21 protein-coding genes are annotated in these 20673 nt (G+C 63.6%); 9 read left to right on the top strand and 12 right to left on the bottom strand.

Going from position 1 to position 20673, the window contains the following annotated elements; all coding sequences use genetic code 11:
- Window positions 1-92 precede the first annotated feature (92 nt).
- Window positions 93-737, bottom strand: coding sequence for a class I SAM-dependent methyltransferase (locus tag FE851_RS01205; RefSeq protein WP_145199150.1), 645 nt, complete (start codon window positions 735-737; stop codon window positions 93-95).
- Between the two features lie 128 nt (window positions 738-865).
- A complete protein-coding gene (locus tag FE851_RS01200; protein ID WP_019052289.1) occupies window positions 866-3151 on the bottom strand; it encodes a CDC48 family AAA ATPase in 2286 nt (761 codons plus the stop codon).
- Window positions 3152-3301: 150 nt separating this feature from the next.
- On the opposite strand from FE851_RS01200, the gene FE851_RS25950 reads away from it, so the two are divergent.
- The 3 genes from FE851_RS25950 to FE851_RS01190 all read left to right on the top strand — a co-directional run bounded on the left by FE851_RS25950 (window position 3302) and on the right by FE851_RS01190 (window position 5593).
- Entirely contained in the window at window positions 3302-3475 is a 174-nt protein-coding gene (locus FE851_RS25950; RefSeq protein WP_165418778.1) for a hypothetical protein, read from the top strand.
- Between the two features lie 9 nt (window positions 3476-3484).
- Window positions 3485-4363: a LysR substrate-binding domain-containing protein gene (locus FE851_RS01195; RefSeq protein WP_017184267.1), complete on the top strand. Its 879-nt coding sequence runs from the start codon at window positions 3485-3487 to the stop codon at window positions 4361-4363.
- A gap of 69 nt (window positions 4364-4432) precedes the next feature.
- Window positions 4433-5593: a sensor domain-containing diguanylate cyclase gene (locus FE851_RS01190; protein ID WP_107124365.1), complete on the top strand. Its 1161-nt coding sequence runs from the start codon at window positions 4433-4435 to the stop codon at window positions 5591-5593.
- A gap of 23 nt (window positions 5594-5616) precedes the next feature.
- On the opposite strand, the gene FE851_RS01185 is transcribed toward FE851_RS01190, so the two are convergent.
- The gene (locus FE851_RS01185) at window positions 5617-6288 is read right to left on the bottom strand and encodes a glutathione S-transferase family protein (protein WP_017184265.1); all 672 of its coding nucleotides are present in this window, start codon (window positions 6286-6288) and stop codon (window positions 5617-5619) included.
- A gap of 185 nt (window positions 6289-6473) precedes the next feature.
- Here FE851_RS01185 and acs point away from each other — a divergent pair, with 185 nt between their 5' ends.
- Together acs and FE851_RS01175 are read left to right on the top strand one after the other, a co-directional pair.
- The gene (gene acs, locus FE851_RS01180; RefSeq protein ID WP_145199146.1) at window positions 6474-8417 is read left to right on the top strand and encodes an acetate--CoA ligase; all 1944 of its coding nucleotides are present in this window, start codon (window positions 6474-6476) and stop codon (window positions 8415-8417) included.
- A 22-nt stretch (window positions 8418-8439) separates the two neighbouring features.
- Window positions 8440-8952, top strand: a complete 513-nt coding sequence (locus tag FE851_RS01175) for a cytochrome b (protein ID WP_145199143.1) — start codon at window positions 8440-8442, stop codon at window positions 8950-8952.
- Between the two features lie 72 nt (window positions 8953-9024).
- On the opposite strand, the gene FE851_RS01170 is transcribed toward FE851_RS01175, so the two are convergent.
- The gene (locus FE851_RS01170) at window positions 9025-10233 is read right to left on the bottom strand and encodes an FAD-dependent monooxygenase (RefSeq protein ID WP_145199140.1); all 1209 of its coding nucleotides are present in this window, start codon (window positions 10231-10233) and stop codon (window positions 9025-9027) included.
- Between the two features lie 96 nt (window positions 10234-10329).
- Window positions 10330-11421 (bottom strand): branched-chain amino acid aminotransferase, encoded by a 1092-nt coding sequence (locus FE851_RS01165; RefSeq protein ID WP_145199137.1) that lies wholly within the window; start codon window positions 11419-11421, stop codon window positions 10330-10332.
- Window positions 11422-11559: 138 nt separating this feature from the next.
- Here FE851_RS01165 and FE851_RS01160 point away from each other — a divergent pair, with 138 nt between their 5' ends.
- Complete coding sequence (locus tag FE851_RS01160; protein ID WP_145199134.1) at window positions 11560-12579, top strand: threonine aldolase family protein; 1020 nt, start codon at window positions 11560-11562, stop codon at window positions 12577-12579.
- The gene (locus FE851_RS01155; protein ID WP_145199130.1) at window positions 12572-13471 is read left to right on the top strand and encodes a DMT family transporter; all 900 of its coding nucleotides are present in this window, start codon (window positions 12572-12574) and stop codon (window positions 13469-13471) included. Before FE851_RS01160 ends, FE851_RS01155 begins: the two co-directional genes overlap by 8 nt.
- Before the next feature lie 18 nt (window positions 13472-13489).
- On the opposite strand, the gene pheT is transcribed toward FE851_RS01155, so the two are convergent.
- From pheT to FE851_RS01120, 7 genes are all read right to left on the bottom strand, one after another.
- Window positions 13490-15856: a phenylalanine--tRNA ligase subunit beta gene (pheT, locus tag FE851_RS01150; protein WP_145199127.1), complete on the bottom strand. Its 2367-nt coding sequence runs from the start codon at window positions 15854-15856 to the stop codon at window positions 13490-13492.
- A 151-nt stretch (window positions 15857-16007) separates the two neighbouring features.
- Window positions 16008-17099: a phenylalanine--tRNA ligase subunit alpha gene (gene pheS, locus FE851_RS01145; protein ID WP_145199124.1), complete on the bottom strand. Its 1092-nt coding sequence runs from the start codon at window positions 17097-17099 to the stop codon at window positions 16008-16010.
- 64 nt (window positions 17100-17163) lie between these two features.
- The gene (locus FE851_RS01140) at window positions 17164-17490 is read right to left on the bottom strand and encodes a GIY-YIG nuclease family protein (protein ID WP_019052278.1); all 327 of its coding nucleotides are present in this window, start codon (window positions 17488-17490) and stop codon (window positions 17164-17166) included.
- Window positions 17491-17548: 58 nt separating this feature from the next.
- Window positions 17549-18163, bottom strand: coding sequence for a LysE family translocator (locus FE851_RS01135; protein ID WP_017184256.1), 615 nt, complete (start codon window positions 18161-18163; stop codon window positions 17549-17551).
- A 208-nt stretch (window positions 18164-18371) separates the two neighbouring features.
- Complete coding sequence (rplT, locus tag FE851_RS01130) at window positions 18372-18734, bottom strand: 50S ribosomal protein L20 (protein WP_017184255.1); 363 nt, start codon at window positions 18732-18734, stop codon at window positions 18372-18374.
- A 13-nt stretch (window positions 18735-18747) separates the two neighbouring features.
- Entirely contained in the window at window positions 18748-18951 is a 204-nt protein-coding gene (gene rpmI / locus FE851_RS01125; protein WP_004208916.1) for a 50S ribosomal protein L35, read from the bottom strand.
- A 130-nt stretch (window positions 18952-19081) separates the two neighbouring features.
- Window positions 19082-19891 carry an inositol monophosphatase family protein gene (locus FE851_RS01120; protein ID WP_130753769.1) on the bottom strand — a complete coding sequence of 270 codons (810 nt, stop codon included), beginning with the start codon at window positions 19889-19891 and terminating at the stop codon, window positions 19082-19084.
- A 65-nt stretch (window positions 19892-19956) separates the two neighbouring features.
- Between FE851_RS01120 and FE851_RS01115 the strand changes: the two genes are divergently transcribed.
- Both FE851_RS01115 and FE851_RS01110 read left to right on the top strand, forming a co-directional pair.
- A complete protein-coding gene (locus tag FE851_RS01115; RefSeq protein ID WP_145199121.1) occupies window positions 19957-20379 on the top strand; it encodes a VOC family protein in 423 nt (140 codons plus the stop codon).
- 55 nt (window positions 20380-20434) lie between these two features.
- Window positions 20435-20671: a hypothetical protein gene (locus FE851_RS01110; RefSeq protein ID WP_017184252.1), complete on the top strand. Its 237-nt coding sequence runs from the start codon at window positions 20435-20437 to the stop codon at window positions 20669-20671.
- The last annotated feature ends 2 nt before the right edge of the window (window positions 20672-20673 follow it).

Below are 20673 nucleotides of genomic sequence, written 5' to 3'. Positions count from 1 at the left end.
GGCATCCGATACGCAATATTTGGTTTAAGTCAAATAAACGTAAGGAAAAGGGGCAAGTGATTCTGGGCGTTACTGTTCTGGATTAACCCAGATCAAGCCGCTTGCGCCAACGCTTCTTCCCGCATGGCGCAGAACATCCAGCAAGGCGGAATATTGCGCCATTCCCGTCCTTCACGGACATGCGCGAATAACGGGTCCAGCAGACGGCGAACATAGCGTGAATATTGATAGACCAGGAAAGCGCCGCCCGGCCGCAATGCGGTGCGTGTTTCAGCACAGATGGACGCGCCCACCGTGTCGGGCAATGTCGAAAAGGGGATACCGGACAATATATAGTCCGCCTGGACATGACCCGCTTGCCGGATAAAGCGCCGCACGTCGGCAGCCGACCCATGCACGACCTTCAGCCTCGGATCGTCGAATTGCGCCTCCAGATAGGCGACGAAATCCAGATTGAGGTCAATCGCCAACAGGGTCGCGTCGGGGTGCAACCGATCAAGTATCGCCTGCGTGAAGGTGCCTACCCCCGGCCCATATTCCACGAACAGCCGCGTATTGTGCCAATCGACCTGATCCAGCATCCGGTCCACCAGCGTCGCAGAGGAAGGAATGATCGATCCGATCATGCCGGGATGCCTGACGAACTGGCGGAAAAACATGCCCCATTGCTGGAGAAACCGGCCAGCACCTGGTTTGCCGCCCGGAATATTTTTCTTTTTCAAGGGAATGGAGGCCATCACTATCCGTCTGTCTATGATCGTGGTCGGGCGTCGCAAATATCAGTGCGACTGGCAAGCCGCTTTGCATTTACATGACAAGGAACGCGCAGGCGGCATATGGTTTCCCTCGCCGCCTGCTTGTCCCTTCAACTCGCCCCTCGCAACATGCCGGGGGAAACGAAGCCGATCGGGTCGACCTGCAACGCCTTCTGCTTCAGTGTCGCCTGGATCTTTTCATATTCATGCTCCATTTCCGGCGTCACCGATGCGCGCGTTTCCTCCAGCGCCGCTTCGAAATGGGCCATCGTCACCTTGTCGACCGACAGGGACTGGCGCAGCGCGAACAGGCCGGCCCGTCGCGCCAGATCCTCCAGATCAGCGCCAGTGAAGCGTTCGGTCCGTGCCGCCAGTGAAGCCAGATCGACATCATCGCCCAGCGGCATCTTGCCGGTATGGATCGACAGGATGCGCTGACGGCCCGCCCGATCGGGGACCGGCACATAGATGAGTTCGTCAAACCGCCCCGGCCGCAGCAGCGCCGGATCGACCAGCGTGGGCCGGTTGGTCGCGCCGATGACCACCACCGACTGCAATTCTTCCAGCCCGTCCATTTCGGCCAGGATGGTATTGACCACCCGCTCGGTCACTTGCGGTTCGCCCATGCCATTGCCCCGCGCGGGGACCAGGCTGTCCAGCTCGTCAATGAAGATGACGGTCGGCGCCACCTGTCGTGCGCGGGCAAACAGCCGGGCAATCTGCTGCTCGCTCTCGCCATACCATTTGGACAGAAGGTCGCTCGATTTGGTGGCGATGAAATTGGCCTGCGCCTCCCGTGCCACAGCCTTGGCCAGCAGGGTCTTGCCCGTGCCGGGCGGGCCGTAGAGAAGGAAGCCCTTGGCCGGACGAATGCCGATGCGGCGGAAGGCATCGGGGTCTTTCAGCGGCAGTTCCACCCCTTCCTTCAGCCGCATCTGCGCGTCATCCAGCCCGCCAATGTCGGACCAGCCGATATTGGGCGCCTGCACCATCACTTCGCGCATGGCCGATGGCTGGACGCGCTTGATCGCGGCCATGAAATCGTCGCGGGTGACCGACAATTCCTCCAGCACGTCAGGCGGGATCGTGCCGTCCTCCAGATTGAGGCGCGGCATGAACCGTCGCACCGTCTCGATCGCCGCCTCGCGAGTCAGCGCGGCCAGATCCGCGCCGACGAAGCCGTAGGTCATACGTGCCAGTTCCGACAGGTCGACCGTATCGCCCAGCGGCATCCCGCGCGTATGGATGCCCAATATCTCGCGCCGCCCACGCTCGTCGGGCACGCCGACGACGATTTCCCGGTCGAACCGGCCGGGACGCCGCAACGCCTCGTCAATCGCTTCGGGACGGTTGGTCGCCGCGATCACGACCAGATTGGTGCGTGCCTCCAGCCCGTCCATCAGCGTCAGGAGTTGCGCGACCAGCCGCTTTTCGGTCTCGCCGGTCACTTGCCCCCGTTTCGGCGCGATCGAATCAATCTCGTCGATGAACAGAATCGACGGCGCAGCCTTCGACGCCGCCTCGAAAACCTCGCGCAGCTGCTTTTCCGATTCGCCATAGGCAGACCCGACGATTTCCGGCCCGTTGATCAAGAAGAATTCGGCTTCCGATTCATTGGCAACCGCGCGCGCCAGCCGGGTCTTGCCCGTACCCGGCGGGCCATGGAGCATCACCCCGCGCGGCGGATCGACGCCCAGACGCTGGAACAGTTCGGGATAGCGCAACGGCAATTCGACCATTTCGCGCAACTGGTCGATCGTATCGGCCATGCCACCAACATCGTCATAGGTGACGTCAGCACGGCGCGCTTCCTTGGGTTCCTCATATTCCGGGCGCAGCTCGACCTCGGTCTCCGCGTCGATATGAACGATGCCCTTGGGTATGGTCGATACGACGACGAGCCGGATTTCCTGCAGGGCGTAAGCCGGCGCGGCCAGCATCTGCCGCAACTGGGGCGGCATGTCGCCGGGTGGCACCTGCTGCTGCCCCGCCGTCGCGACGACATCGCCTGCGGTCAGGGGACGCTGAAAGAAAACCCGCTTCAACGCTTCGGGATGCCCCTGAAGCCGCAGATTATTTTGTGCAGGCGCGAACACGACACGCTGGGCTGCGCGGGACTCCAGCTTGTCGATATGGACGAAATCGCCGGAGCCGACACCGGCATTGGCCCGTTGCAACCCGTCCAGGCGCAGCACGTCCAGCCCTTCATCTTCCTTATAGGGGCGCACTACCCGCGCAGCGGTCGATCGCTTGCCAATGATCTCGATCACATCGCCTTCAGCCAGGCTCAGCTGCGCCATAACCGCCAGTGGCAGCCGCGCCAGCCCGCGTCCGGCATCTTCGGGCCGCGCATTGGCAACCTGAATCCGCCGTCCCGTTACGTCATCTTCCGCCATTGCGGACCCCTCCTTGTCGCTCAATCACGAAATAGGAAACGACGCGGCCAAGGAAAAGGGGCAGGCGGCGAAGCCCTGCGCACAAAAAAAGGGCCGGCCCAAAGGCCAGCCCGGAAAGTTTTAGGAGAGGATGCCTGAAAGGCACCCCCTATGTGCACCGCGGCAGAATTTATTGCAAGTGCGAAAAGAAAAGGGGAGTTGCAGAAAATGCATCTTGCCATTTTGGAGATTTTCCTGCTGAGTGTGGACAGGATGCTTGAAACCGGCTGCCGCTGCGATCGACAAAAAGACATGATGCGACGCAGCGCACCGGCTTCGGATTAGTGAAGACAGATGCGCAGATTGCCGCCCCTTACGGCCCTGGAGGCCTTTGTTCAGGTTGCGCGCCTTGGCTCGGTCAAGGCTGCGGCGGAAGAACTCGCGCTCTCGACTCCAGCGCTCAGCCGCCGCGTTCAGGCGCTGGAGCGCTTCATCGGCCGCCCCCTGTTCGACCGCAAGCATCAGGCGCTTGAGATCAATGCCGAGGGGCAGAGGCTGCTGGACGATATTGCGCCAGCCCTAGATTCCCTTGCGCAGGCGCTGGAAAATATCCAGAGCGGCGGCAACCAGTTGCGGCTTCGACTGGCGGTCATGCCCCTGTTCGCAACCCAAAGGCTGTTTCCCCATCTGGGTGCGCTGCGCGCGCTGCACCCGCAATTGCACATCGACATCGAAACCACGCCCCATGCCGTCGCCCGGCTGGGTGAAGGGCTGGACGCGGCGATCGTGCTGGCCAAGGATATCGACGCCGCGCTCTATGCGCATGAACTGGACCATGACGAAGTCTATGTCATCGGCGCGCGATCTCTGCTCGAATCGCCCCATGCGCTGACGTCGCCGGGGGAACTGGCGCAGCATACCGTGCTGCTCCACCGCGACATGCCGTTGGCGTTCGATGCCTGGAAGGAAGCGGTCGGCCTGCCCGACCTGCAACCGCTGGCGACGGACAATTATGATTCAGGACAGTTGATGCTGGAAGCGGCAGCACAGGGGCTTGGCGTCGCCTTCATGCACGCCAGCCATTTCAAGGAAGCCGCCGACAACCGGCTGGTCCGCCTGTTTCCGATCCGCGTCGAGAGCCCCTATCGCTATTATTTCGTCTGTCGCCCCCGCGCGCTTCAGACCCGCGCCGTGCGAATCTTCCGCGACTGGTTGATCGCCGCCGATATCTGATGGGACGCCGAGCGAATTTTTATCTGTCCTGGCTCTTAACCTTAATCCGCGACCGCCGTTATAGCCCTCATGAACGGGGCAACTTCACCTTCCGCTAGCCCGCAACATGGGCTGACCGACCGCTTGGCGCGATGGGCGAAAGGCCTGTCGGGCAAGGCCGATGACGACGAGGGTGGCGCGGAAGATCAGCGCCCCCGCGCGGGGTCCGCCGCGAACCGCGAAGTGACGCGCCGCCGCCGCCTTTATGAAGAGATTGGCGACTTCCTGTTCGCCCATGATCTGGACCTGACGCCCATCAATTTCAGCGTGGCGCTCGATTATCTGACCGGCGCGAATATCGGCGTGGAAAAGGCGATCAAGGCAGTGCTGATGGAGCGCGGCAAGATCACCAACGGCTGGATCGAATCGGTCGCGGCCAGTCAGAACCCGGATGAAGTCACGCCCGATTCGCTCGCCACGATGCTGGACAAGGTCGAGGAAAATCTGACCCAGTTTACCGGCCTGATGCACGAATCGCGCAATTCGGCCAAGGATTATGGCGCCGCATTGCAGGAGCAGGCCAAGGGTCTGGCCGAGGGCGGTGATGCCGAACCCGTACTGGCGCGCCTTGTCGGGCTGACCCGGTCGATGGTGGAAAAGACGCGACTGGTCGAAACCCAGCTACGCGAAAATCAGAAGCAGACGCAGGCGCTCAAATCCAGCCTAGAAAATGCCCGCCGCGCGGCCGAACATGATCATCTGACCGGCCTGCCCAACCGCCGCGCCTTTGAAGGCGTGCTGCGGGAGGAAGTGAAGCTGGCGCAGGACAATGGCGAGACGCTGTCCGTCGCCTTTTGCGACATCGACCATTTCAAGCATGTCAACGACACGCATGGCCATGAAACGGGCGATCGGGTGCTGAAATTCGTCGCTGGTCTGCTGGCCAAAGTATCCAACGACCATTGCCATGTCGCCCGCCATGGTGGCGAGGAGTTCGTCATGCTGTTCCGCGGCAAGACCGCTGCCGAAGCATGCGAGGCCGTCGATGCCGTGCGGGAGGATCTGTCCACCCGCAGCCTGGTCAACCGCACCAATGGCGAACGGATGGAACGTGTCAGCTTTTCCGCCGGCGTTGCCAACGTGCTGGCCTATGAAGACCCGCGCAGCGCCCTGAAGGCCGCCGACCGCGCGCTCTATCTGGCCAAGGAACATGGCCGCAACCGGGTCTATCTGGCGGCAGAGACGGACTGAAAGGGGCGCGCGTCGGGCGTTCCTTAGAAATCCGGCTTTTCATAATGGGGCGGGGGCGTAATCACCTCCATCCTTTCGGACAGAAGCGGCCGGAAGGACGGGCGGGATTTGAAACCTGCATACCAGCGCCGCACCGGCTCATGGCCCTGCCAGTCGATGCCGCCCAGATAATCCGCGACCGACAGGTGCGCCGCCGCCGCAATGTCCGCCAGACTGAGCGTACCGCCCCCCATCCAGCTGCGATGGTCGAGCAGATAGTCCATATAATCCAGATGGACATTCGCCCGCTTCATGGCCTCGCGCAGGATGCGCGCGTCGGGCGGAGCGCGCTCGATCAGCCTTTTCTTCATCCGCTCGTGCAGCAGCGGGCCGACCACGTCGCCATAGAAATTCTGGTCGAAAAAGGCGGTCAGCCGCCGCACTTCCGCCCGGCCAGCAGCCGAGCCGGAGATGAGCGGGAACTTCTCCACCGTTTCCTCGAAATATTCGCAGATCGCCTGGCTGTCGATCAGGGTGATGCCCTTGGCCTCGTCAATCAGCACCGGCGTCGTCCCGGCCGGGTTCCGATCGAGAAATTCGTCGCGCATCTCCCAGGGCGATTCGCGTACCAGATCATAGCCGACACCCTTCTCCCCCAGCAGCAGGCGGACCTTGCGAGAGAAAGGGCAGAGCGGAAATTGATAGAGAAGCCACATAGGCGATTCCTGTTAGGCGTGCCGGAGCGCCGGGGAAAGCGGCAAAATGAAAGACGGTCGATCTGGCGCTCCGGTCATATCGACCAAAAGGATGATGATAAACGGCATGAACAGCGCTTCCGATCCTCGTGTCAGGACGATAGAAGGCCATCCAAACAACGGTTTCGCTACGGAAGGGGTGCCCGATGTCTGATGATTTTTTCCCGGTGCCGGAAGATTGGGCCAAGAATGCGCTGATGGATAAGGCCGCGCGCGCTGCCGATTATGCCCGCTCGATTGACGATGCCGACGCCTATTGGCTGGAACGGGCGCAGCGGCTCGACTGGATCACGCCGCCGACCCGCGCCAATGAAAGCAGCTTTGCCGAGGCCGACTTCGGCGTCAAATGGTTCGCCGACGGCGTGCTGAACGTCAGTGCCAACTGCATCGACCGCCATCTGGCGACGCGCGGCGATCAGACCGCGATCATCTGGGAACCCGATTCGCCTGATGCGGAGCCGCGCCGCTACAGCTATGCACAGGTGCATGAACAGGTGTGCCGCCTGGCCAATGTGCTCAAAGCCGCTGGCGCCAGGAAGGGCGATCGCATCACCCTCTATCTGCCGATGATCCCCGAAGCCGCCTTCGCCCTGCTCGCCTGCGCTCGGATCGGCGCGGTTCACAGCGTCGTGTTCGGCGGCTTTTCCCCCGAAGCGCTGGCCGGGCGCATCATCGATTGCGATTCCACCCTGGTCGTGACCGCTGACGAGGGTCGTCGCGCGGGCAAGACGGTGCCGCTCAAGGCCAATGTCGATGCCGCGCTGAAGGATTGCCCCAGTGTGAAGAAAGTGGTGGTCGTGCAGGCCACCGGCGGCACTGTGGCCATGACGCCCGGTCGCGACCTTTGGTTGCATGAGGAAGCCGCGAACGTCTCGCCCGATTGCCCGCCCGAACCGATGAATGCCGAAGACCCGCTGTTCATCCTCTATACGTCGGGATCGACCGGCAAGCCCAAGGGCGTGCTGCACACGACCGGCGGCTATCTGCTCTGGGCGAGCCTGACGCACGAACTCTGTTTCGACTATCGGCCCGGCGACATTTACTGGTGCGCGGCCGACATCGGTTGGGTCACCGGCCACAGCTATATCGTCTATGGCCCGCTGGCGAACGGCGCCACCACGCTCATGTATGAAGGCGTGCCCAACTATCCGACGCCAGCGCGCATCTGGGAAGAGGTCGACCGGCATCAGGTCCAGACCATCTTCACCGCCCCCACGGCGCTGCGCGCGCTGATGAAGGAAGGCGACGAATTCGTCCATTCGACCAGCCGCAAATCACTCCGGCTGCTGGGCACCGTGGGCGAGCCGATCAACCCGGAAGCGTGGCGCTGGTATCACAGCGTTGTCGGTGAAGGGCGCTGCCCGATCATCGACACATGGTGGCAGACGGAAACGGGCGCGGCGATGATCGCGCCGACGCCCGGCGCCACCGACCTGAAGCCCGGCTCCGCCACTCTGCCGATGCCCGGCGTGGTGCCGCAGATTGTCGATGCGGAAGGCCATGTGCTGGAGGGCGCGACCGAAGGCAATCTCGTCATCGCGCAAAGCTGGCCGGGTCAGATGCGCACCGTGTGGGGCGATCATGATCGCTTCTTCCAGACCTATTTCACCACCTTCCCCGGCAAGTATACGACCGGCGATGGCGCGAGGCGGGATGCGGACGGCTATTACTGGATCACTGGCCGGGTGGACGACGTCATCAACGTGTCGGGCCACCGCATGGGCACCGCAGAGGTTGAAAGCGCGCTGGTCCTGCATGAAAGCGTTGCCGAAGCCGCCGTCGTCGGCTTCCCCCATGATATCAAGGGCCAGGGCATCTACGCCTATGTGACGCTCAACGCGCATGACGAGCCAAGCGACGAGCTGCGCAAGACGCTGATCAAATGGGTCCGATCCGAAATCGGCCCGATCGCCACGCCGGACGCCATCCAGTTCGCGCCGGGCCTGCCCAAAACCCGGTCGGGGAAGATCATGCGCCGCATCCTGCGCAAGATTGCAGAGGGCGAAGTGTCGGCCCAGGCGCTTGGCGATACCAGCACGTTGGCCGATCCGTCGGTGGTCGACAATCTCGTCGCAAACCGGCAGGGTTGACGCGCCCGCCCAAGGAGTTGCCATGGACCGCTATACATCCGTCGCCCGCGCCCTGCACTGGATTCTGGCGGTCCTGATCATCGTCAATCTGGTCCTTGGCATCGGGCATGACGCCCTGCCCAAGGATTGGGCGGTGATGCCGGTTCACAAGTCGATCGGCCTCACGGTACTGGCGCTTACTCTGGTGCGACTGGCCTGGCGCGTCGGCCACCGCCCGCCATCGCTCCCCAGCGCGATGCCGGGTTGGGAAAAGGCGGCGGCGCACGCCACCCATGGCGTCTTTTACGCCTTCATGATCCTGGTCCCGCTGACCGGCTGGATCATGACATCGGCGGGTACGCGGCCGCTCAACTGGTTCTTCCTGTTCGACGTGCCGAAATTGGCGGTGACCAAGGGCGACGCGATCGTCGGTCTGTCCCGTGAGGGGCATGAGGTGATGGGTTTTGCCTGGGCAGCGCTGATCATCGTCCATGTCGCCGCTGCGCTGCGCCATCATGTCGTGCTGAAGGACAATGTGCTGCGGCGGATGATATGACGGTTACGATTGCTGGATGAACGGCCTGATCACCCTGCCCTGCCACCAGCGCAGGGCATGCCAAACGAATGACTAGACCATCTCGCCCGTCAGCAACCGTGGCAGCGCGCCTGATTGACCGCGCGCTTCTGCCATGAAGCGCCCCTTGAGCAGCGACGTCCGCTGCACCGCGGCCAGTCCCGCGCGCCGCGCCAAGGCAGGCAAACGCCCCGGCACATCGAACAGCCGTACCAGCCCGTCCATCGCCACGCTGACCGACAGCGAATCCAGGCTCCGCCAGCGCTGGTAGCGCGCCAGCAATTGCGCGTCGCCCGGATCAAGCCCCAGCCTCTTGCCCTCCACCAGCACCTCCACCAGCGCGGCGACATCACGGAAGCCCAGGTTCAGCCCCTGCCCGGCAATCGGGTGGATGGCGTGGGCGCTGTCGCCGACCAGCGCCAACCGCGTATCGGTAATGCGCGCGGCGTGGTGGAAGCCCAAAGGATAGGAGGAACGCGGCCCTGCCAGACGGATTTCGCCCAGAAAGCCGCCGATCCGCTTCTGCGCTTCGGCCAGCCAGGCGCGCTCGGACAGTTTGAGCATGGCGGGCGCCTGCTGCGTGGGCACGGTCCACACGATCGCCGATCGCGTGCCAGGCAGCATCGGCAGCAGCGCGAATGGGCCGCCGACATAGAAAATCTCATAGGCCGTGTTGGCGTGCGGCACTTCATGGTCGATCGCCGTGACCATGGCGGTATGTTTATATTGCCAGCGCGTGGTGCGGATGCCCGCAGCCTCGCGCGTCGGACTGTTGCGCCCCTCCGCCGCGACCAGCAGCGCGCCACAGATCACGGCCCCGCTCGCCAACGTCAGCGTCACGCCATCGCCGTTCCGGTCGACATGGATGGCGCGGTCGGGCTGGAAGCGGGTGAGATGGACGGCATCGGCCGCCGCCTGCGCCAGCGCAATGCGCAGGTCGCGATTGGGGATCATCGTCCCCATCACGCCATCGTCGGCATCCGGCACGAAATCGAGCGCCCCCGGCTCCAGCCCGTCGCTGACCCAGATCCGGTCGATCGGGCAACCCTTCCCTTCCAGAAACGGCGCGACGCCGATCGCCGACAGCATCGCAAAACTGGTCGAACTGATTGCCGATACGCGGCCGTCAAAGCCATTGGCGGTCGTGTCCACCGGATCGGCAGGATCGATCACGGCGCAGCGCACGCCATGGCCGGAAAGGGCGATGCCAAGGGTCAGGCCGACAAGGCCCCCACCCAATATCACGACGTCGAAGCGTTCCATGACCCGCTATCTAGGCGCTTGGGGGACGATTGGGAAGCGACCTGAACCAAATAGCATAGTGCTCCCGCCAGCGCGGGAGCACTATGCGTCCAAATATCAAACCATCCGTACCCAGCCTGCCGGATCGGCGACCGTTCCGCGCTGGATGCCGGTCAGTTCCGCCCGCAGGGTTTCGGTGACGATGCCACCATCGCCATTGCCGATGGTGAAATCGCCATCCACGCTCTTGACCGTGCCGATCGCCGTGACGACCGCCGCCGTGCCGCAGGCAAAAGCCTCGCGCAGCTTGCCGCTGGCCGCATCGGCGCGCCACTGAGCAAAACTGTAGGGTTCTTCGCGCACGTCATGCCCCTTGGCGCGGGCCAGGGTGATGATCGAATTGCGGGTGATGCCGGGCAGGATGGTGCCGCCGAGCGGGGGGGTGACGATCGATCCGTCATCCATGACGAAAAAGACGTTCATGCCGCCCAGTTCCTCGACCCATTTATGCTCCGCTGCGTCCAGGAACACGACCTGATCGCAGCCATGGCCGATCGCTTCCTTCTGCGCGATCAGCGATGCGGCATAGTTGCCGCCGCATTTGGCAGCGCCTGTGCCGCCCCGCGCAGCGCGGGTGTAATGTTCCGATACCCACAGGGTCACGGCCTTCTTGCCGCCCTTGAAATAGGCACCGGCGGGCGATGCGATGACGCAGAAAATATAGTCGTTGGACGGGCGAACGCCCAGGAAATTCTCGCTCGCGAACAGGAAGGGGCGCAGATAGAGGCTGCCTTCGCCGTCCGGAATCCAGTCGGCATCGATCTTGACCAGCGCCTCGGCCGCTTCGAGAAAAACCGCCTGCGGCAACGCAGGCATCGCCATGCGCTCGGCCGATTCGGCCAAGCGACGGGCATTTTCCTCCGGGCGGAACATGGCGATGCTGCCATCCGCCAGCCGATACGCCTTCATCCCTTCAAAGATTTCCTGCGCATAGTGCAGCACGGCACAGGCCGGGTCGATCTGGAACGGCTCACGCGGCCCGACGGCATGGCTGTGCCAGCCCTGCCCTTCGGTGTAGCGGATCGTCACCATATGATCGGTAAAGATACGCCCGAAACCGGGGTCCGCCAGCAATTGCTCACGCTCGTCCGCCGACAAAGCCCTGGGGCTTGGCGTGACGGTGAAGCGGGATGTCTGCTCGACGTCCATAGTCTGTCTCCTTGGGTTGGAGGGCGAGCCTATGTCACAAATAGACGCGCGAAACAACGTCAACTATACTGACCCATCAGGCCAGTATTGCCATGCTGGCCTCTTGGCGCTCCCCTGTCCGCCCGCTATCGCTTGGCCATGCACTTTTTTTCCGACAATGCGACCCCGCTATGCCCGCAGGTGATGGCGGCGATAGCCGCTGCCGACCGGGCCGATCATGGCTATGATGGCGACCAGTGGAGCGCCCGGCTGGATGACGCTTTCTCGGCCCTGTTCGACACGCGTGTCCGGGCGCTGTGGATCGCGACCGGCACGGCCGCCAACAGCATCGCGCTGGCGACGCTCTGCCCGCCCTATGGCGGCGTGATCTGCCATGAGGAAGCGCATATCGTCGTCGACGAATGCGGCGCGCCCGGATTCTTCACCCATGGCGCGAGCCTCATGGCTTTGCCCGGCGAGGGCGCGAAACTTCATCCCGACATGGTCAGCGCGCGGCTGGCGGCGATCCGCCCGGACGTGCATCAGGTGCCAGCCCGCGCGATCAGCATCACCAACGCCACCGAATATGGCCGCGCCTACACGCCCGACGAGGTCGCAGCGCTGGGCGACATCGCGCGCACCCACGGCCTGGGCTTCCATATGGATGGCGCGCGTTTTGCCAATGTGGTGGCGCATCTGGGCTGCGCGCCCGCCGATCTGACATGGCGCGCCGGCGTCGACGCGCTCAGCTTTGGCTGCGTCAAGAATGGCGGGATGATCGGCGAGGCATTGCTCTTTTTCGGCCCGCAGGCAGACGCCCGCGCCGCCGAGGCTGCCCGCTGGCGCAAGCGGTCGGGGCATCTATTCTCCAAGGGCCGCTATCTTGCCGCGCAGATTTTGGCGATGGTCGAAGGCGACCTGTGGCTGGCCAACGCCCGTGCCGCCAATGCCGCGGCGCAGGCACTGGCGCAGGCCGTGCCCGCCCGCCTGCTCCACCGCGTCGAAGCGAATGAACTGTTCATCCGCCTCACCGGCGCCGATGCAGCGGCGCTGCGGGCGCAGGGTTTCGACTTTTACGACTGGGGCGAAGGGGCCGCGCGGCTGGTCACCAACTGGTCGCAGGACGCCGCCAGCGTCGCGCCGCTCGTCGCCGCGTTGCGGGCACTCGACCATGGCTGAACCGACTGCGAAAGGCGGCATACTCGTCCCCTTCGCGCTCGTCACGCTGATCTGGAGTTCGACCTGGATCGTCATTCGCGACCAGATTGGCAGCGTGCCGCCCAGCTGGTCGGTCTGCTACCGCTTCGCGCTGGCGGGGGTCGCCATGGCCATTTTTTGCCGGATGCGCGGCGTGTCCTTGCGGATTGGCGGCGCGGGGGTGGCCTTTGCCGCGTTACTGGGCACGGCGCAGTTCGTGCTCAATTTCAACTTCGTCTATCGTGCCGAACTTACCCTGACGTCGGGCGTCGTCGCGGTGATCTACGCCATGCTGCTCATCCCCAACTCCATCCTGGCCTTCCTGATTTTCCGTCAGCCCGTCAGTCGCGCCTTCATTGCCGGGTCGGTGGTGGCGACGACCGGCATCATCCTGATGCTGACCCATGAATATCACACCGCCGACATAGCGCCGGGCGACGTGCTGGCGGGGGTCGGCTTTGCACTCGCCGGGTTGCTCAGCGCTTCTGCCGCCAATGTCATGCAGGGGATGGATATTGCCCGCCGCCTGTCGATGATCGCGGTGCTAGCCTGGGCAATGCTGATCGGCGCGGCGGTGGACGCCGCCTATGCGCTTGCCACGGTCGGCCCGCCGGTGGCCGAATGGCGTACGGGCTATTGGCTGGGCGTCGCCTGGCTGGGCCTGGTCGGGTCGGTCATTACCTTCCCGCTCTATTTCCGCCTGATCCAGCGCATGGGCGCGGGTCGCGCGGCATATACAAGCGTCCTCATCCCGGTAATCGCGATGCTGATCTCCACCTTGCTGGAGGGCTATCGCTGGACGGGGCTGGCAGCTGGCGGCGCCATGCTGGCGGTGGCTGGCATGGCGATCGCGCTGCGGGCGAAGGCGGGCTGAACCCGCCCTCGCTCCATCCTATCCGCGCAGCACCCCGCCCAGCTTCTGCGCCGCCTTGACGATGGCCGCGCTGATCGCGTCCAGCTCCTCTTGGGTAAAGCTCTTCTCGCCCGGCTGGAGCGTGACTTCGATGGCGAGCGACTTACTGCCTTCGTCCACGCCCGGCCCGGTAAAGACGTCGAACAGGCGCGCGTCCACAATCGCCTTCTTGTCCGCGCCCTTGACGGCGCGAACCAGCGCATCGGCCTCGACCGAGTTAGCCACGACAAAGGCGAAGTCGCGCTTCACCGCCTGCAAGGCGGGTGGCGCATAGGGCGCGCGCATGAAGCCCGACTTGCGCTTGCCCGGTATCGCATCGAGGAAGATTTCACCCGCGACCACCGTGCCGCTCAACCCGAATTGCTTGGCAAGGCCGGGATGCAGCACGCCATATTCGGCCAGCACCACCTTGGGGCCAAGCCGCAGCGTGCCTGACTGACCGGGATGATAGGCGGCAGACGCCTCGCCGAAATTCTGGAGGTTGGCGACCGGTGCACCCGCCGCAGCCAGCAGCGCCGTGACGTCCGCCTTGGCGTCATAGGCGGTGAAGGGCTGGGCCTTGCCATCCTGCCAGCTGCGCGGTTGCTTTTCGCCCGCCAGCACGAAGCCAACGGTCGCCCGCTCTCCCTGTTTGAAATAGCGCCGTCCCAGCTCGAACAGCCGCACCGACGCAGCACCGCGATCCATGTTGCGGCGACTGGCCGACAGCAGGCCCGGCAGCAGCGAAGGGCGCATGACCTTCAAATCTTCCGAGATCGGATTGGCCAGGGTCCACTGCCCCCCGCCCACGGAAGCGGCTTCCTTTTCCGACAGGAAGGACCAGTTGATCGCCTCGGCAAGGCCGCGCGCCGCCGCCGAGCGGCGTACGCGGCGCTCGACCAGTTGCTCCGCCGTCGCGGTCGGGCGGGCGACGCCCGGCATGCGCGGCAACGGGGTGGATGGCACATGCTCCAGCCCGACGATCCGCACTACTTCCTCGACAATGTCGGGCCAGCCATCAATGTCGCGGCGCCAGCTCGGCACTGTGATCGACCAGATGCCCGGCACGGTCACCGGCACGCCATCCTCATAATCGGTGCGATTGTCCTGCCCGCTTACGACAAAGCCCAGGCTTTCGAGGATGCGCTTCTGTTCGTCCGCCGCCACATAGACGCCCGCCAGCGTCAGGCACTGGTCGGGCCGGTAATCCACCAGCTTGGGCGTCACAGGCGGCGCGCCCGCATGGGTCGCTTCGCTGGGCGTACCACCGCACAGATGCGTCACAAGGCTGGTCGCGATCGACAGGCCATCGTCCAGAAAGGCCGGGTCAACGCCGCGCTCGAACCGTCCGCGCGCGTCCGATGTCAGGCTGAGCTTCTGGCCTGTCATCGCGATCCGTTCGGGCGTGAAATAGGCGCATTCGATCAGCACGTCGGTCGTGCCGTCCTGCGCGCCCGAATGTTCGCCGCCCATGATGCCGCCAATGTCATGGACAGCTTCGTCGTCTGCGATGACGGTCATCGTCTCATCGACGGTGTAGGTCTTGCCGTTGAGCGCCAGCACCTGTTCGCCCGCCTTGCCCTTGCGCGCGACCAGGCCGCCTTTCAGGCTTGCCATATCATAGACGTGCAGCGGTCGGCCCAGGTCGATCATGATATAGTTGGTGATGTCGACCAGGGTGCTGATCGGCTTCTGCCCGATCGCCTTCAGGCGCTTGGCCATCCATTCGGGCGACTGGCCGTTGGTGACGCCGCGCACGGTGCGTGCGAAAAAGGCCGGACAGCCTTCCATATCTTCGGTCCGCACGTCCGGACCCGGCCCCACGCCCGCAATATCCGGCACGATGATGGCGTTCAGCGTACCCAGCCCAGCCGCCGCCAAATCGCGCGCGATGCCGCGCACACCCATGCAATCCTGCCGGTTGGGTGTGATCGACACGTCGATGACCGGATCATTTAGGCCCGCCCAGTCGGCATAGACCTGCCCGACCGGCGCGGCTGCATCCAGTTCGATGATGCCGTCATGATCGTCACCCAGCTCCAGTTCGCGGGTCGAACACATCATCCCGTTGGATTCGACGCCCCGGATCGCGGTCTTTTTCAGCACCATGCCATTGGCGGGAACGACAGCACCCTCGATCCCGAACACGCCGACAAGACCCGCGCGCGCATTGGGCGCGCCGCACACGACCTGAAGCGGTGCGCCATCGCCATGATCGACGGTCAGAACCTGCAATTTATCGGCCTGCGGGTGACGATCGGCGGTCAAGACCTTCGCGATCTTGAAGCCACCCAGCTTTTCTGCCGGGTTTTCGACACCGTCGACCTCCAGCCCGATGGCGTTGAGCGTCTTTAGGATGGTGGCCAGGTCCGCATCGGTCGTGAGATGCGTCTTGAGCCCTGTCTCTTATACACATCTAGATGTGTATAAGAGACAGGGTCGCGACCGAAAAGCCCAGGTCCTGTCTCTTATACACATCTAGATGTGTATAAGAGACAGAGCCAGCTCAGTGTGAACTTCATGCGCCCACTCCTCCGCTCAGCGTGGGTACGTCCAGCGCCGAAAAACCATAATGTTTGAGCCAGCGCAGGTCGCCGTCGAAGAAGGCACGCAAATCGTTCATCCCATATTTGAGCATGGCGAGGCGATCGACCCCGGTGCCAAAGGCAAAGCCCTGCCATTCGTCAGGGTCCAGTCCGCATGCCTCGATCACGCGACGGTTCACCATGCCGCTGCCCAGCACCTCCAGCCAGCCGCCATCTGCTGCATCGCCGTCGCCGCCAATCACGCGCTGGCCGTTCACCAGTGTATAGCCGACATCGACCTCGACAGAGGGTTCGGTGAAGGGGAAATAGCTGGGGCGCAGCCGCAGCACGATATCCTCGCGCTCGAAAAAGGCCTTCAGGAAGGTCTCCAGCGTCCATTTGAGATGGCCGAGGGTGATCCCCTTGTCGATCACCAGCCCCTCGATCTGGTGGAACATCGGCGTGTGGGTGGCATCGCTGTCGCTGCGATAGACGCGGCCGGGCGCGATGATGCGGATCGGCGGCTCCTGCGTCATCATCGTGCGAATCTGCACCGGCGATGTATGGGTGCGCAGCAGCATCCGTTTCTGGCCTTCCTCGTCGGGGAAGTAGAATGTGTCGTGCATCGCACGCGCCGGATGCGTCTCAGGAATGTTGAGCGCGGTGAAATTATGCCAGTCGTCCTCGATCTCCGGTCCGGTCGCGACCGAAAAGCCCAGGTCCGCGAAGATTTCCGCCAGTTCGTCCATCACCTGCGAAACCGGATGCACCGACCCTTGCGGCCCCACATCGGCGGGCAGCGTCATGTCGATCTTTTCCGACGCCAGACGCGCATCCAGCGACGCCTGCTCCAGCGCCGCCTTCTTCGCGACGATCGCGGCGGTCACGGATTCGCGCAGATCCTGGATCGGCGGCCCCTTTTCCAGCCGCTCGTCCGGCGACATGGCCCCCAGCGTCTTGAGCAGCCCGGTCACGACCCCGTTCTTGCCCAGCGCGCCGACGCGGAGCGCTTCCACCGCGTCCAGCGTGTCTGCGGCATCAATGTCGGCGATCAGCCCGGCTTTCAATGCGCTAATGTCTGTCATAAATCTTCGTCACCACCATCTCGTCATTCCCGCGAAAGCGGGAACCCATCTCCCGACCTTTCGGTCAGTCGCTGCGTAGGGAGGGCAATGGCTCAAAGCCAAAGCCCAATGCCAGATCATCCCAATCGGGATTTTCCGCTTCTATCAGCCCGATCTTCCATTGCCTGTTCCATTTCTTGATCCGCTTTTCACGTAGGATGGCACTTTCCAAACGGTCATGCGGCTCGAACCAAACAAGACGTTTCACGCCGTAGTCTTTGGTGAAGCCGTCGATCAAGCCGTTTCGATGCTCATAGAGACGCTTTACAAGGTCGACCGTCACGCCGGTATATAATGTGCCGTTCCTGCGGCTCGCCAGAATATACACCGATGGGCTGATCTCGCGCTTCATTCACACCGCCGGAGATGGGTCCCCGCATTCGCGGGGATGACGCTGGATACAGAAGGGCTTACGCGCGCGCGCCCAGCAATGCGCCGCCAAAGCCAACGAACATCACGCCGCTCGCCCGGTTGAACAGGCGCTGGCGGTTCACCGGCTCCAGCCAGCGGGCCAGCTTGACCCCGCCGAGCGCGTAAATGCTGTACCAGAAGCTTTCGATCACCACGAAACTGACCACCAGGATCGCCAGCTGCACCCCGAACGGACGGTCCGTGTCGATGAACTGCGGAAACAGGGCCGCCGCAAAGATGATCAGCTTGGGATTGGACAATCCGGTCAAAAGCCCGGTCGCATAAAGCGCATGATGGGACCGTGCGGGCGCGGCGGTGGCGGCAAGGCCGACTGGCGCGCGCCATGCCTTGATCCCCAGCCAGACCAGATAGGCGACCCCGGCATAGCGCAGCACGTCGAACAGGCGCGGCGAAGCCTTGAGCAACGCCCCAAGCCCCAGCGCCGACGCGATCAGGCACAGCAGCACCGCACTCATCAGACCCGCCATGGTCGCCAGCGCGCGGCGCGGACCATGGGCAATGCTCTGCGTCATCACATGCAGCATGTTCGGCCCCGGCGTGGCGGAGATCAGGAACACGGCGGTCACATATAGCCACCAGAGATGCAGCGACATCGAGTTGGTCCTTATGATCTACAGCTACCCCCAAATCCGTTCGGGCTGAGCTGTCGAAGCCCCCGCCTGAGCGTAGCGAAGGCACCTCACTCCGTTCGGTGATGCCCTTCGACTTCGCTCAGGGTGAACGGAGCATTGGCAACAAACAAAAAGGGCGCCGGAAGCATCTGCCCCGGCGCCCTTTTGACGATCTTGCGACCGACCGGCCTTATGCTGCGGGCAGCGCAGCCTTGGCCTGGGCGATGATGGCGCTAAACGCCTCGCCTTCGTGCATCGCAATGTCGGCCAGAACCTTGCGGTCCAGCTGCACGCCGGCCAGCTTCAGGCCATGCATGAATTGCGAATAGGTCAGGCCTTCAGCGCGAACACCCGCGTTGATGCGCTGGATCCACAGGCCACGGAAGCTGCGCTTCTTGACCTTGCGATCGCGGTAAGCGTACTGGCCGGCCTTTTCGACCGCCTGACGGGCGACGCGGATGGTATTCTTGCGACGGCCATAATAGCCCTTCGCCTGTTCCAGAATCCGCTTGTGCTTGGCGCGGGTGGTTACACCCCGTTTTACGCGTGCCATTGTCCCTTACTCCTTACTTCAGGCCGTAGGGTGCCCAGAGGCGGACGTGAGCCACGTCGGCATCGGACAGCACGGAAGTACCACGGTTCTGGCGAATATATTTGGCGTTGTGGCTGATCAGGCGGTGACGCTTGCCAGCGACGCCGTGCTTGACCTTGCCGGAAGCGGTGAACTTGAAGCGCTTCTTCACACCGCTCTTGGTCTTGAGCTTGGGCATTTTCGTCTCCTTTGCGTAGCGCGACGATTGCAGACAGCCCCGGCAGCCCTAGTTAGCCGGGCGGTCCCACTGAATCGCGAAGGGCGCGCATAGGCGGGTATGCACGGAAAGGCAAGCGATTCGCGGAATTTCAATGATGATGATGGTCTGTCGCCGCCGCCATCGCTTCCAGCACATCTTCCAGCCGGGCCGGATCGCCCAGCGCCAGAACACGCCCATCGCTGTCCGCCGTCAGCGGCTCGCCATTCCAGTCGCACATCAACCCGCCCGCGCCCTCGACCACCGGCACCAGCGCGGCAAAATCATAGGATTGCAGACCCGATTCGATCACGATGTCGAGGAAGCCGGACGCGACCAGACCGTAATTATAGCAATCGCCGCCATAGACCGGCCCCTGGCGCGGCGATCCACCGGAAACCGCCGCGACCAGCGCCATATAATAAGGCACATCGCCATCGTCGAAGAGGTGCGGGCTGGTCGTCGCAATGCCCGCCCCTTCCAGTGCGCGGCAGACGCGGGTGCGAACCGGCTGGCCATTGAACGTCGTCGGCTGCCCCGCCATCCCGGCCCAGCGTTCCTTGGCGATCGGCTGGTCGATGACGCCGATCGTCGGCCAGCCGCCCTGTGTCAGCGCGATCAGCGTGCCAAAGATCGGCCGCCCGGCGATGAAGCTGCGGGTGCCGTCGATGGGGTCGAGTATCCATACCCGCTCGGCGCCTTCCCGCACCGATCCATATTCCTCGCCAATGATGCCGTCGCCCGGACGCTCCTTCTCCAAAATCGCTCGAATCGCCGCCTCTGCTGCGCGGTCGGCCTGCGTCACCGGCGATTTGTCCGCCTTATATTCCATGTCATAGCGGGCGCGGAAAAAGGGGCGGATCGCCGCGCCGGCGGCGTCGGCAAGGTGGTTGGCCAAGGCCAGATCATCACGGGTGGTCATGCCCTTCGCCTAGCGGCTGCGCGGCCGTTGCGCTAGACTGCGGATCTATGGAGAAGGAGGGAAAAATGCCCGGTTCGCCCGTTATCCCATGCCTGCGCTACGCCGATGCCCCCGCCGCTATCGACTTTCTGTGCGAAGCCTTCGGTTTCGTGCGCCACGCCGTCTATGCCGATGATGCCGACCCCCGCATCATCCACCATGCCCAACTGGTGCTGAATGACGGCATGGTGATGCTGGGCAGTGTGCAGGACATGGCCGCCGAATCGCTCTACACATGGTCCACCGCGCGCGACCTGGGCGGGGTGACGGGGTGCGTCTATGTCGTGGTGCCCGATGTCGATGCCCATTGCCTTCATGCCCGCAACGAAGGCGCCGTGGTGGTCGATGAGCCGCACGATAATGACGGTTATCCGGGGCGCGGATACAGCGCGCTCGACCCGGAAGGCAATGTCTGGAGCTTCGGCAGCTACGATCCCTGGGCCGCTTAAGCCTTCGGCAACCTCGTCGCGCTAGTCTTGGGGACTGGATGACGGGAGCGGGCGCATGGCGCTGATCGGCTGGTTTTTGAGTTTTGTCGGCCTGTTCGCAGGGCTTGCGCTGCGGCAGGACATGCCGGTCGGCGGCGCGGCCACCCTGTCCAACCTGCTGATCGCGCTCGCAGTGCTGGCTTGCCCCATGATCTGGCAGGGCAAGCCGCTCGGCATATCACGCGGCCAGCGCGTCGTGGCCGCGCTGATCATGATCCTGTCCTTGCCGCTGGTGCTGCTGCCAGCGGGTTAGAC

This window comes from Sphingobium sp. B2 (assembly GCF_007693735.1).
GTDB classification, from domain to species: Bacteria; Pseudomonadota; Alphaproteobacteria; order Sphingomonadales; family Sphingomonadaceae; genus Sphingobium; species Sphingobium xenophagum.
This window is presented reverse-complemented; position numbering and strand designations above follow the sequence as displayed.